Genomic DNA, 12,737 nt, shown 5'->3' on the forward strand with positions numbered 1-12,737 from the left:
GATGGCTGGCGCGGCTGTTGAATTTTGTCGTTGCTGTGACTGAGGTGCCCAATGGCCTTCCTGACTCTGTTGCGCAAGCGCCTGTTCGGCCTGGTGTTGGTCGTGTTCGGCGTTTCGCTGATTACCTTTGCAATTTCCCACTTGATTCCCGGGGATCCGGCCCGGCTGATCGCCGGCGACCGGGCCAGCGATGCGCTGGTGGCGGGCATTCGTCACCAGTTGGGGCTGGACCTGCCGTTGTACCAACAATACGGCCGCTACCTGATGGACCTGTTGCACGGCGACCTCGGGACGTCGATCCGCACCAACCGTCCGGTGCTGGAAGACTTGCAGGCGTTCTTCCCCGCCACGCTGGAACTGGCCCTGGTGGCGCTGTTCCTGGCGATCCTGGTGGGTGTGCCCCTGGGTGTGCTGTCGGCGGTCTATCACAACCGGGCGATTGACCAGATCGCGCGGACCTTGGCAGTCACGGGCATCTCCACCCCGGCCTTCTGGCTGGGCCTGGGGGCCATTGTGCTGTTCTACGGTCACCTGGGCTGGCTGCCCGGCGGCGGCCGGTTGTCCGAAGGCGTGGCGCCGCCGCCGACCTTCACCGGGTTCTACCTGATCGACGCCCTGCTGACCGGCGACTTCGGGCTGTTTCTCGATGCCCTGGAACACCTGATCCTGCCGGCCGCTACCCTGGGGTTCGTGACCCTGGGGGTGGTCGCCCGGCAGATCCGTTCGGCGATGCTCGATCAACTGGGCGAGGATTACATCCGCACAGCCCGCGCCTATGGCCTGTCGCGCTGGACGGTAATCCTGCGTCATGCCCTGCCCAATGCCCTGATTCCGTCGGTGACGGTGCTGGGGCTGACCCTGGGCGACCTGCTGTATGGCGCAGTGCTGACCGAAACCGTGTTCGCCTGGCCCGGCATGGGCGCCTATGTGGTCAAGTCGATCCAGTCCCTGGATTTCCCGGCGGTAATGGGCTTCGCGATCCTGGTGTCGTTTATTTATGTACTGCTGAACATGGCCATCGATCGTCTGTACCGCGTGATTGACCCACGCATTGGCGAGGTGAATTGAAATGTCCCTGACCCTGACAGCCGCGCGTGGTCCGCGCTGGCGCGAAAAACTCGCCTACCTGGCCTACCAGATTCGCCGCAGCCCCCTGACCATGGCCGGCCTGGCGATCACCTTGATGGTGCTGCTGTGCATGATCTTTGCGCCCTGGCTGGCCAGCCATGACCCCAATGCCCTGAACCTCGCCGAACGCCTGGCGCCCCCTTCGGCCGAACACTGGTTCGGCACCGACGAAGTCGGCCGCGACTTGTTCAGTCGGGTGCTGTACGGCAGCCAGCAATCGGTGGGCGTCGGCCTGTTCGTGGCCTTTGCCTCATGTTTCATTGGCGGCTTGCTGGGCTGCTTTTCCGGGGTGATCGGCGGGCGCTTCGATGCCCTGACCATGCGCCTGATGGACATCATGCTGTCGGTGCCCTCCCTGGTGCTGATCATGGCCCTGGCCGCCGCGCTGGGCGCCAGCCTGTTCAATGCCATGCTGGCAATTACCCTGGTGCGGATTCCGTCCTATGTGCGCCTGGCCCGCGGCCAGGCCCTGAGCATCCGCCAGATGGGCTACGTCAAGGCCGCCGAAACGTTCGGCGCCGGGCGCTGGCACATGGTGCACTGGCACGTCGCACGCAATGCCATGCCCCCCTTGCTGGTGCAGTTGAGCCTGGATATCGGCAGCGCCATCCTCATGGCCTCGGCCCTGGGCTTCATCGGCCTGGGCGCGCAACAACCCACCGCCGAATGGGGCGCCATGGTCGCCACCGGGCGCAACTACATCCTCGACAACTGGTGGTACTCGACCTTCCCGGGGCTGGCGATTCTGATCACCGCCACCGGCTTCAACTTGCTGGGCGATGGCGTGCGCGACCTGCTCGACCCACGGCAACAGGGGAAATGACCATGCACACCGCTACGCCTGTATTGGCCATCGATAACCTGAGCCTGGAATTCCCGGCCTACAAGAACAACGTCAAGGCTTTGAACGGTGTGTCGTTGCACGTCAATCCCGGGGAAATCGTCGGCGTGGTCGGCGAGTCCGGTTCGGGCAAGTCGGTCACCGCGATGCTCAGCATGCGCCTGCTGCCCGAGCGCAGTTATCGCGTGACCGGTGGCAGCCTGCACATGCTCAACCGCGACATGCTCGCCGCCCCGGAAAAAGACTTGCTGCAGATTCGCGGTCGCGATGCGGCGATGATCTTCCAGGAGCCGATGACCGCCCTCAACCCGACCCGGCGCATTGGCCGGCAGATGCTCGACGTGATCATCCACCACCAGAAGATCAGCGCCGCCGAAGCCCGCACCAAGGCCATTGCGTTGCTGCGTGACATGCACATCGCCAGCCCTGAACAGGTGCTGGAAAGCTATCCCTTCGAGCTGTCCGGCGGCATGCGCCAACGGGTGATGATCGCCCTGGCGTTTTCCTGCGAACCGCAACTGCTGATCGCCGACGAGCCGACCACGGCCCTCGACGTCACGGTGCAACGCCAGGTGCTGTTGCTGCTGCGCGAGAAGGCCCGGCAAAAAGGCACGGCGATCCTGCTGATCACCCACGACATGGCGCTGGTCTCGCAGTTCTGCGACCGGGTCTATGTGATGTACACCGGCGCCGTGGTCGAGCAAGGCAGCACCGCCGAGGTCATGGGCAACCCACAACACCCCTACACCCAAGGGCTGCTCAGCGGCCTGCCGGAAATGGTCGAGCCGGGACAGCCGCTGATGACCATCCCCGGGCAAGTGCCCAACCTGGCCTCCCTGCCCGTGGGCTGCACCTTCGAAGAACGCTGCCCCCACAGCATGCCGATGTGCGGCAAACGTCCGGTCCTGACCCCCATCCAGGGTAATGAGCAACGCCAAAGCGCGTGCTGGTTGCCGCTCAAGGAGTTTGCGTGATGAACAGCGCGCTGATTCACCCCGTTACCGACGCCGCAGCCGAGATCCTGCGGCTCACGGATGTGCGTGTGCGCTTCCCGGTGAGCAACGACTGGCTGGGGCGACCACGGGGTTACGCCCACGCCCTCAACGGCATCGACCTGCAGGTGCGGGCCGGGGAAACCCTGGGTATCGTCGGCGAGTCCGGTTGCGGCAAAAGCACCCTGGCTCAGTTGCTGATGGGCCTGCTCACGCCTAGCAGCGGTGAGTTGAACTGGGCTGCCGGGAGCAAGGGCCCAGGCAGCAGCAACGTGCAGATCGTGTTCCAGGATCCGCAATCGTCCCTCGATCCCCGCCTGCCCATCTGGAGGATCATCACCGAACCGCTGTACGCCCGTGGCAACCGCAACCGCAGCGAGATGCGCGAGATCGCGGCCAAGGTCGCGGCGCAGGTGGGGATCCGCCCGGAATACCTGGACCGCTTTGCCCACCAGTTTTCCGGTGGCCAGCGGCAACGGATCGCCATCGCCAGGGCCCTGTCCTCGGACCCGGATATCATCGTCCTCGACGAACCGACCTCGGCCCTGGATATCTCGGTGCAGGCGCAGATCCTCAACCTACTGGCCGAACTGCAACGGGCACGCAACCTGACGTACATATTAATTTCCCACAACGTCTCGGTGGTGCGGCACATGGCCGACCGTGTGGCGGTGATGTACCTGGGACAGATCGTCGAACTGGGCAGCGCCGCCCAGGTCCTCGAAGAGCCGCGCCATCCCTACACCCGCCTGCTGTTCGAAGCGGTGCCCCGCCTGGGAGTGGCCCTGCACGCCGAGCAGGTCGCCGCGCCGACCGAGTTGCCCGGTAACCGGCGACTGCCCGAAGGCTGTTTTTTCCGTGAGCGCTGCAGTCTCAGCACCCACGGCTGTGAACAACCGCAGGTGCTGCGTGGCGGTGAGCAGCAGCGAGTCAGGTGTCACGTCCAGCTGTGATCGGGCGGGGCCAGCCGGGGGGACCACTCCCCGGCTGCTAAGGTTGAGTTGCGGATCAGTTAAAGCTCATCGTCCTTTTTACCCGACAACGGCGAGCGGTATTCGTGGCGTTCCTCGGCGTCGGGTGCCTCCATGTTGCTGCCCGGCATGAATACGTTCGTCAGCAGTGCCCGGGCGTCGACCTCCATGACCCCGGGCACGCCGCGCGCCAGTTCAATGGCCTGTTCACACTGGCGATGGGTCAGCACCCTGCCGCTCAAGGTCACCGTGCCGGCGTGGGTCTTGACGTGGACATTCAGGCTCAACGTCTTGTCAAAGAAGGCCAGGGCGGATTTCACCCGGGTGGTGGTCCACGTGTCGTGAACGGCCATGCCCAGGTCGTGGGACAAATGCTGCAAGGAATGATTTTTCATGGCAGAACCCTCTGTTGTGAGCCGTCGTATGGCCAGCAGGCTCGCCGGGCAATACACGCCACAACACAGATTGATTATAGTGCGTGGCGCGCGGTGCCGACTGGCCACGCAAGAAGGCCGCCTGGAAGGCGGCCTAAGGGATCTGCCGGGATGGCTCGCTTGCGTGCCCGGAGGGAATTACTGCGCCATGGCGTCTTTTTTCATGGCGTCTTTGCTCATTGCATCCTTGCTCATTGCATCCTTGCCCATTGCATCCTTGCTCATAGCGTCTTTACCCATTGCATCCTTGGACATCGAATCCTTGTGCATGGCGTCCTTGCTCATGGCGCCCTTGGACATCGAGTCCTTGCTCATGGCGTCTTTACTCATGGCATCTTTACTCATGGCATCTTTGGACATGTTGTCCTTGCCCATGGTGTCAGCGGCATAAACGCTGGCGGCGCCCAGTGCCAGGCACATGGACAGGACTGCAGTGGTGATCTTTTTCATGGTGTAACTCCTTGATGCTCAGGTTGCGAATCGACGCAGCGGGCGCTGCGCCGTGAGTAAAATCGGCGCCCGTCAGCTACCACCGAACCAGTTGTAGCCCTGGTCTTCCCAGTAGCCGCCGCTGTAGGTGTTGCTGACGAAAATCGCCTGGATGTGTTTGGGGTTCTTGTAGCCCAGCTTGGTCGGCATGCGCAGCTTCATCGGGAAGCCGTACTGGCGCGGCAGCACCTCGCCGTCATAGGTCAGGGCCAGCAGGGTTTGCGCATGCAGGGCGGTGGCCATGTCGATGCTGGTGTAGTAGTCGTCGGCGCATTTGAAACCGACATACTTGGCGTCGGTATCAGCACCGATCCGCTTGAGGAAATCGCTGAAGCGCACCCCGCCCCAGCGGCCAATCGCACTCCAGCCTTCCACGCAGATGTGCCGGGTGATCTGTTCGATCTGCGCCATGGCGCGCAATTCCTCGAGGCGCCAACTGCGCCGGTCTGCCACCAGGCCAGTGACTTCCAACCGATACTCGGCCTCCTCGACCACCGGTACCTGGTCGATGCCGTAGAAGGCATTGAAGGGAAACGGCCGGGTGATCATTGACTGCGGATAAGTCGGTGCCAGTGCGTTGGGATTGAACAGCCAGCCCTGCACCCGGTCATTGAACCGCGACATCGCTGACAACGCGGTCTCGACACTGTCGTTGTCGCTCAAGCTGCAACCGGACAACATCGCCACGCCACCCAGGGTCAGGCCCCTGAGCAGGAACGAGCGGCGCGAGCGGTCCTCGATCTGCAACTGTGGCGCGAGGATTTTCCTGGCATCGGCCAGGATGGAGGACTCATCCAACTGTGGACCTTGCGTATGCTTGTTCATGGGCGCTCCTTGCGGCCGACGATCATCGCCCAGAGTGTTTTAGGCACCAGGGCGACCATCAGCAGATGGACCGCCGTGAACCCCACCAACAGCGCCATCGCCACGAAATGCACATGCCGGGCGCCTTCGTAGCCTCCCATTAATTCGCGCAGCGTGGCGAACTGCACCGACTTCCAGAGCACCAACCCGGAGACCACCGTCACCGCGATGTCAAGCATCACGAATAGGTAGGCCAGCCGTTGCACCTGGTTGTAGTGGCTCAGGTCGGCATGCCCCAGGCGCCCCCTCAAGGCGGCCCACAGGTCCTGCGCCACGCCCTTGGCCGACAGCGGGAAAAACTGCCGTGACAGGCGGCCACTGGCGAGGTTGATCAGCAGGTACGCAAGACCGTTGAACAGCAGCAGCCACATCGCCGCAAAATGCCATTGCAACGCGCCGCCCAGCCAACCACCGAGGGTGATCGACAGGGGAAAACTGAAGTCGTAGAGAGGTGAGGCGTTATAGATGCGCCAGCCGCTGGTCACCATGATCAGCACGGCCAGGGCATTGAGCCAATGGGTCACTCTCAGCCAACGGGGATGGCTGGGATGCAGGTTCGCAACAGGAACGCGGGTGGGGGCTGGCAGCACTGACATGATCAGTTCCTGACGGTGGATTTGCGAGGGAGTATGCCGGCCAATAGATCGCTAAATCCTCACGGAAAGTTCAACTAAATGTGATAACTGCGCACTTGTTTCCTTGGGTTTCCGCCCTCTGGACCCAGGCCCCGGGATAGGCTTCAATGCCCGGCCGCCGGGCCGCCGAAACACCCCGCCTCCCCGCGCGCTCCCCTCGGGAGGGTGCGGTAACCCGCCTCGGGTGTGATGAATCTCCCGGCGTGCACCAGCTATCCACTCGCCGGCATTCACCCGCCTCCTGGTGGCCTATCACCCTGCTCTATCGTCGATGACTTCCGGTTGCCCCAGGCGCAGGGTGATGCTTCAACCGGAGGGATTCGACATGCTCAACACACTCAAACAGATCAATTCACGTTCGGCCTTCAACCGCTGGGCCGGCCTGCACGTCACCCGCGCCGAGAGTGGCGAGGTGGAACTGTCCATGGCCTTTCGCGAGGCCGACATGGCGCAATATGCCGGCTTCCTGCATGCCGGGATGATCGCTGCCCTGCTGGATACCGCCTGCGGTTTTGCCGCCGGGACGGTGGCCGGTAACGTGCTGGCTTCGCACTTCTCGGTGAACTGTTTGGCACCGGCGGTGGGTGAGGTATTCATCGCCAGGGGCAAGGTGATCAAGGCCGGCAAGAAGCAGGTGTTCGCCCGCGCCGAACTGTTTGCCCAGAGCGGCGAGCAATTGAAACTGGTGGCCACCGGGGATGCGATCCTGGTACCGATCGAGGCGGGCTGAGGACCGGCCGGGCCACTGCACAGTCTTTGACAGTTTCCCGACAAAGCTGTCAAAGATTGCCTGCGTTCGCGCGCCTAGCATGGCGGCATCCTCATTTCCCCTGGATGCCCCATGTCCTCCCTGAACAACCGCAAGTGCCTGTGCCTCTCCCTCACCGCCCTCGGCCTGCTGACCGGCGCCGACCCGCTGCCTGCCGAAGACTGGCACGCCCGTGTGCACGCCGGCATCGCCAACCTGCCCCGCTACAGCGGCAGCGACGAGCGAGTCAGTACACCGCTGTTGGGGGTGCAGATCAGCAGCCCTTATGGGCTCTTCCTCGACAGCGACAAGGGCGTGGGCTGGGCCTTTGACGAGGACGACTTTGGCCTGAGCCTGTACGTCGGCGCCAGTGATGCACGCAAGGACCGCAGATCGCAGTTCCACGGCAGCGACGCACTCAACGGCATGGGTTCGATCCAGTCGCGCCCGGTGTTCGGCCTCGAGGCCACCTACCCCCTGGGCGAGGCCATCCTTGGCGCGACCTTCGAATACGCCTTGGAAAAGGACGACGATCATGACACCGGTTCAGCCTACAACCACCTGAAACTGAGCATCAGCGCGCCGCTGTACAAGGGTGCCTACGGCGAGTTGCTGGGCAGTCTCAACAGCCAGTTCGGTGACGGCAACTATGTGCGCACCTGGTATGGCGTCAGCCCCCAACAGGCTTCGCGCAGCCAGTTCCGCGTCCATGACACCCATGGCGGGCTGGTCAGTCGCGGCGCGGACCTGAGCTGGTCCCTGCCGATCGACGAACAATGGCGCGTGTCGACGGTGCTGGCGCTGCAGTACCTCAACGGCGATGCCGCCGACAGCCCACTGGTCGAGCGGCGGTGGCAGACGTCGCTGGCTGGCCAGGCGGTGTACACCTTTTGAGGGCCACAGTCATTGTGGGCTTGCCCACGATGACCTGGAGAACGCCGCGTTTATCCTGAATACATGCGTGATCGTTGGCGACCATCGCGAGCATACGGAACGCCGCCCGGCTCGCTCCCACTGGGTTTGGGGTTCGCTGGTTTCCTGATTAATCCAGGTGCGCCCAGGTCATGCGAAACGACGCCCCGCCCGACGGTGAATCCGTCACGTGCACGTGCCCGCCATGGGATTGCGACACGCGCCGTACCAGCGCCAGGCCCAGGCCGAAGCCGCCCGTGCGGCGGTCGCGGCTGGCATCCAGGCGCGAGAACGGCTCGAAGATCTTTTCCCGGCCCTCCACCGGCACGCCAGGCCCGTCGTCATTGACCCGCACTTCATAGTGATCGCCGTTACGCACCAGCGACACTTCCACCCGCTGCTCGGCATACCGAATGGCGTTGCGCAGCAGGTTGATCACCGCCCGGGCCATGAAGCGCGGCTCCAGGCGCACTTGCTCCAGGTCGCACTCGACGATCAGCAGCTGCACCCCGGCAGCCTCGGCCTCCAGCGTCACACTGCCGACCACGCTGTCGAGCCAGTTGTTGGCCTGGATGCTCTCCCGACTGATGACCGTCGCGCCGCGCTCCAGGCTGGCGTAGGTCAGCAGTTCGGAGACCATTTCTTCCAGCTCGCCGAGGTCGGCATACATGTCGGCGATCAGGGCTTTGTTGGCACTCGGGTCAGCCTGCTGCTTGAGCTGGTCCAGTTCGAACGACAATCGCGCAATCGGCGTGCGCAGCTCATGGGACACTGCGTTGGTCAGCTCGCGCTGGTTGGCGATCAGGCCTTCGATGCGCGCCGCCATCTGGTTGAAGTGTTCCGCCAGGTCACGAATATTCGAGCGCTTGGACAGCTGGATCCGCGCCGTCAGGTCGTTGTCGCCAAAGCGCTCGGCGGCCAGGCGCAGTTTTTCCAGGTCACGCCAGTGCGGGCGAACCCAGAAGAACAGCACGATGCCCAGCAACACCCCGAGCATGCTGTAGGCCAGGACCATGTAGATGGTGGTGCGACTGGGTTCCTCCGGCAACGTGATGCTCAGCAGTTGCTCGCCGTCGTCGATGCGCGAGATGAATTGGGTGTATTGCTCGCGGATCACCATCAGGTTATCCGCCAGCTCGGCCCGTTCGGTGTCGCTCAGTGCCAGCTCGGCCGGCTCGACCAACTGCAGGCGCAGGCCGTAATGGGGCCGCAGTTTTTCCAGTTGTGCTTCCCGGCCCGGCCCATCCAGCTCACGCAGTTGCTCCACCAGTGAATAGACGGGCCCGCGCACGGCCTCGCGGTTATAGGTTTTCAGGGTGCCGTCGAGGAGCGCAGTAAAGGTCCGGTCCACCACCTCGAGGGCCGCCACCAGACCAATTGCCAGCATCAGGAACAGGCCAAAGAACAGACGCAGCATCTATAGCTCCCAGGCAAACGGGTTGAACAGGTAGCCCTTGCCCCATACGGTCTTGATGCACACCGGCTCGCGCGGGTTATCCTTGAGCTTGGCCCGCAACTTGCTGATGTACACGTCGACGCTGCGGTTAAGGCCGTCGAAGGCGATGCCGCGCATGCGATTGAGGATATCGTCCCGAGACAGGGTCTTGCCGGCCGAGCTCGCCAGCAGCCACAGCAACTCGAACTCCATGGTGGTCAGCTCGATCAGTTCGCCGGCCAGGCGCACTTCGCGGCAACTGCGATCGATCAGCAGGCCACCGAACTCCAACGCGCCGCGCACCGTGCTTTCCGGAACCTGGCGGCGTTGCAGGGCCCGCAGGCGTGCCAGCAGCACGGGCGGTTTGATCGGCTTGATCACGTAGTCGTCGGCACCGGACTCCAGGCCGAGGATGTGGTCGAGGTCATCTTCCTTGGCGGTGAGGATGACGATGGGGGTATCGGACAGGCTGCGGATCTCACGGCACAGGTGCAGCCCACTCTGGCCCGGTAGCATCAGGTCGAGTACGACGATCTTTGGCTGGAATTCCAGGAACGCGGCCAGGGCCAGGTCGCCGCGATACACCTGCCGCACTTCGAAGCCGTGTTGGGACAGAAAGTAAGCGATCAGCCCGGAGAGCTTTTCGTCGTCTTCCACCAGCAATACTTTGCCAAAACCCAGGTTATCCATAACGACCGTCGACTACGCCTTGAGTGAAGGGGCAGCATTATGGCGCCAATCGGCGGCGGGACGCAGATGCCAGACGGCAAAAACCGCCCTTGGCGGACGGTTTTCAGTGATCTTTCATACTCTTAAGAGTTTTTAACAATTGCCCCGGATTCTTTGACAATCGCTCAGGCGGCGGCCGGTACACCGCTGTGGAAGCGGAATTCGACGTCCGGCGACTCGATCAGCTCCTTCTCGGCAGCGCGTACCCGGTCGATCACCTGGGCGATGTCCTTGGCGTCGCCGTACTGGTAGGCCAGCTTCAGGTATCCCTGGAAGTGCCTGGCTTCGCTTTTCAACAGGCCGAAGTAGAACTTGCCCAGTTCCTCGTCCAGGTGTGGCACCAGCGCCTCGAAACGCTCGCAGCTGCGGGCTTCGATAAAGGCCCCGACCACCAGGGTGTCCACCAGCTTGACCGGTTCGTGGCTGCGCACCACCTTGCGCAGGCCCGAGGCGTAACGCCCGGCGGACAGCTGGCGCAGCTCGATCTTGCGCTTCTTCATCAGGCGCATGACTTGCTCGTGGTGCACCAGTTCTTCACGGGCCAGGCGCGACATCAGGTTGATCAGGTCGACATGGGAGTGGTACTTGGCAATCAGGCTCAACGCCGTGCTGGCGGCCTTGAACTCGCAGTTCTTATGGTCGATCAGCAGGGTTTCCTGATCGGCCAGCGCCGCCTGAACCCAACCATCCGGCGTCCGGCAACCGAGGAACTCATGAATCTCGGGAAGGATCATTGGCTCACTTCCGGCAGTTCAACAGGACCATGGGGCAGGACGGCGAAGATTTCAGGGATCGATGACATGGGGCTCACGGGCAATGGGTTCAAAGCGAGGCGCGATTATACCGGGCTGCCGACAGACCACCAGTCGCGACACTTGATATACATCAAGGCCCTGGATCACCACCAGCATCTATAGTTGTTCAACAAGGTTACTTTCTGTCATCGGAGATCCCGACCATGCAAGACATCCGCAGCATTCTGGTGGTGATTGAGCCCTCCCCCGACGAAAGCCTGGCGCTCAAGCGCGCCAAGCTGATCGCCGGGGTCACCCAGGCGCACCTGCATTTGCTGATTTGCGATAAAAAGCATGATCACTCGGCGCTGTTGAGCGTGCTCAAGGCCAGCCTGGTGAACGAAGGCCACAGCGTGACCACTGAGCAGGCCTGGAATGAAACCGTGCACGACACCATTGTCGATGTGCAACTGGCCGAAGGCTGCGGGCTGGTGGTCAAGCAGCACTTTGCCGACAATCCGCTGAAAAGATTCCTCCTGACCCCGGACGACTGGAAGCTGCTGCGCCATTGCCCAAGCCCGGTACTGCTGGTGAAAACCGCCAAGCCCTGGACCGGCGGGACCATCCTGGCGGCCATCGATGTGGGGAACAATGACCCCGAACACCGGGTATTGCACGCCACCATCGTCGATCATGGGTTCGACATCGCCTATCTGGCCAAGGCCCAACTGCATGTGATCACCGCGCATCCGTCGCCGATGCTTTCAGCTGCCGACCCGGTGTTCCAGCTCAAGGAAACCATCGAGGCGCGCTACCGCGACGACTGCAAGGCGTTCCAGGCCGAGTTCGACATCGATGACGAGCACCTGCATGTCGAGGAAGGTCCGGCGGATGTATTGATTCCGCACATGGCCCACAAGCTGCAGGCGGCGGTAACGGTGATCGGCAGCGTGGCGCGGACCGGATTCTCGGGGGCGTTGATCGGCAATACCGCGGAAGTGGTACTCGACGCCCTGGAAAGCGACGTGCTGGTACTCAAGCCGCAGGAGATCATGGACCACCTGGAGGAATTGGTGTCTAGCGAGACCTGAGGGCGCGCTTTCACTGGTGAGCCAGTTCCACCATCGGAGCCGGCTCACCCGAGAGGTTTTTTGACCTAGCCGCCAAATACATCCTTGAGAAAACCCGGGGCAATGTACCGCTGGTAATGGGCCTCGGACAAAAGGAAAAATTCCCGATCAATGGCATCACGCAACTCCGGCAGGTTCCACTCGCGAAACTCCGGCAGCAGCACCATGCCATAGGCCTCCAGGTTGTTGATCACCCGCGCCCCACGGGCAATCAACTGATAGGCCCAGCAATATTCCGACTGATGGGGCACAAAGCGGATTTTTCGTGATTCCAGCTGCTCGCGCAGGCGCTTGGCATCGAAAATTTCCAGCTTGCCGGCCATCACCTGCACCAGCAGTTGCTCAAGACGCAGCCACACGGCGCGTTTTTCTTCCTCGTTGTAACCGTTCCAGTGGATCACTTCATGGTGGAAACGCTTGCAACCACGGCACACCAGATCCCCGTAAACAGTGGAGCAGAGGCCGATGCAGGGGGTCTTGATGGTCTGATTGGGCATAGGTAGGCAGGACGCGAGGAAGCAGGACAGGCCGGCATGTTAGCCCTTTGTCTAACATTCATCACCCCTCAAAGTTCAGGGGCGAACTTACCTTTAATTTTTTTTTGCCGTAGAATCAGCCAGCCTTTTTAGGCGCCAATGTCCGTTAGAAGCTGTTTTCAAAGCGTCACGAGCACAGTCGTTCCTTCAGAGCGGTGT

Annotated in this window: 15 protein-coding genes; 7 read left to right on the forward strand and 8 right to left on the reverse strand. The window is 62.4% G+C overall.

Features of this window, described 5'->3' with window-relative positions; translation table 11 throughout:
- Positions 1–51 precede the first annotated feature (51 nt).
- From AACY45_RS05080 to AACY45_RS05095, 4 genes are read left to right on the forward strand one after another with little or no spacing between them, the layout of a single operon-like run.
- The gene (locus tag AACY45_RS05080) at positions 52–1,068 is read left to right on the forward strand and encodes an ABC transporter permease (RefSeq protein WP_339544448.1); all 1,017 of its coding nucleotides are present in this window, start codon (positions 52–54) and stop codon (positions 1,066–1,068) included.
- 1 nt (position 1,069) lies between these two features.
- Positions 1,070–1,951 carry a D,D-dipeptide ABC transporter permease gene (ddpC, locus tag AACY45_RS05085; protein WP_339544449.1) on the forward strand — a complete coding sequence of 294 codons (882 nt, stop codon included), beginning with the start codon at positions 1,070–1,072 and terminating at the stop codon, positions 1,949–1,951.
- Positions 1,952–1,953: 2 nt separating this feature from the next.
- The gene (locus AACY45_RS05090; protein ID WP_445261163.1) at positions 1,954–2,943 is read left to right on the forward strand and encodes an ABC transporter ATP-binding protein; all 990 of its coding nucleotides are present in this window, start codon (positions 1,954–1,956) and stop codon (positions 2,941–2,943) included.
- Entirely contained in the window at positions 2,943–3,914 is a 972-nt protein-coding gene (locus AACY45_RS05095; RefSeq protein ID WP_339544451.1) for an oligopeptide/dipeptide ABC transporter ATP-binding protein, read from the forward strand. Before AACY45_RS05090 ends, AACY45_RS05095 begins: the two co-directional genes overlap by 1 nt.
- Positions 3,915–3,973: 59 nt before the next feature.
- On the opposite strand, the gene AACY45_RS05100 is transcribed toward AACY45_RS05095, so the two are convergent.
- The 4 genes from AACY45_RS05100 to AACY45_RS05115 form a co-directional block, all read right to left on the reverse strand.
- Entirely contained in the window at positions 3,974–4,327 is a 354-nt protein-coding gene (locus tag AACY45_RS05100; RefSeq protein ID WP_339544452.1) for a BON domain-containing protein, read from the reverse strand.
- Positions 4,328–4,504: 177 nt separating this feature from the next.
- On the reverse strand, positions 4,505–4,816 hold the full coding sequence (locus tag AACY45_RS05105; protein WP_339544453.1) for a pentapeptide MXKDX repeat protein: 312 nt from the start codon (positions 4,814–4,816) through the stop codon (positions 4,505–4,507).
- A gap of 72 nt (positions 4,817–4,888) precedes the next feature.
- Positions 4,889–5,680, reverse strand: coding sequence for a molybdopterin-dependent oxidoreductase (locus AACY45_RS05110; protein ID WP_339544454.1), 792 nt, complete (start codon positions 5,678–5,680; stop codon positions 4,889–4,891).
- Positions 5,677–6,315, reverse strand: coding sequence for a cytochrome b/b6 domain-containing protein (locus AACY45_RS05115; protein WP_339544455.1), 639 nt, complete (start codon positions 6,313–6,315; stop codon positions 5,677–5,679). Before AACY45_RS05115 ends, AACY45_RS05110 begins: the two co-directional genes overlap by 4 nt.
- A gap of 364 nt (positions 6,316–6,679) precedes the next feature.
- On the opposite strand from AACY45_RS05115, the gene AACY45_RS05120 reads away from it, so the two are divergent.
- Together AACY45_RS05120 and AACY45_RS05125 are read left to right on the forward strand one after the other, a co-directional pair.
- Positions 6,680–7,084: a PaaI family thioesterase gene (locus AACY45_RS05120; protein ID WP_339544456.1), complete on the forward strand. Its 405-nt coding sequence runs from the start codon at positions 6,680–6,682 to the stop codon at positions 7,082–7,084.
- Between the two features lie 111 nt (positions 7,085–7,195).
- On the forward strand, positions 7,196–7,996 hold the full coding sequence (locus AACY45_RS05125) for a MipA/OmpV family protein (protein WP_339544457.1): 801 nt from the start codon (positions 7,196–7,198) through the stop codon (positions 7,994–7,996).
- Between the two features lie 148 nt (positions 7,997–8,144).
- Here AACY45_RS05125 and AACY45_RS05130 read toward each other — a convergent pair whose 3' ends face one another.
- From AACY45_RS05130 to AACY45_RS05140, 3 genes are all read right to left on the reverse strand, one after another.
- The gene (locus tag AACY45_RS05130) at positions 8,145–9,431 is read right to left on the reverse strand and encodes an ATP-binding protein (protein WP_339544458.1); all 1,287 of its coding nucleotides are present in this window, start codon (positions 9,429–9,431) and stop codon (positions 8,145–8,147) included.
- The gene (locus tag AACY45_RS05135; protein ID WP_339544459.1) at positions 9,432–10,139 is read right to left on the reverse strand and encodes a winged helix-turn-helix domain-containing protein; all 708 of its coding nucleotides are present in this window, start codon (positions 10,137–10,139) and stop codon (positions 9,432–9,434) included.
- 164 nt (positions 10,140–10,303) lie between these two features.
- On the reverse strand, positions 10,304–10,912 hold the full coding sequence (locus AACY45_RS05140; RefSeq protein WP_339544460.1) for a tRNA-(ms[2]io[6]A)-hydroxylase: 609 nt from the start codon (positions 10,910–10,912) through the stop codon (positions 10,304–10,306).
- Between the two features lie 224 nt (positions 10,913–11,136).
- Between AACY45_RS05140 and AACY45_RS05145 the strand changes: the two genes are divergently transcribed.
- On the forward strand, positions 11,137–12,003 hold the full coding sequence (locus AACY45_RS05145) for a universal stress protein (RefSeq protein ID WP_339544461.1): 867 nt from the start codon (positions 11,137–11,139) through the stop codon (positions 12,001–12,003).
- A gap of 65 nt (positions 12,004–12,068) precedes the next feature.
- On the opposite strand, the gene AACY45_RS05150 is transcribed toward AACY45_RS05145, so the two are convergent.
- Entirely contained in the window at positions 12,069–12,539 is a 471-nt protein-coding gene (locus AACY45_RS05150; RefSeq protein WP_159996767.1) for a DUF1289 domain-containing protein, read from the reverse strand.
- Positions 12,540–12,737 lie beyond the last annotated feature (198 nt).

Origin of the sequence: Pseudomonas sp. RA_35y_Pfl2_P32 (assembly GCF_963970735.1) — a bacterium.
Lineage (GTDB): Bacteria > Pseudomonadota > Gammaproteobacteria > Pseudomonadales > Pseudomonadaceae > Aquipseudomonas.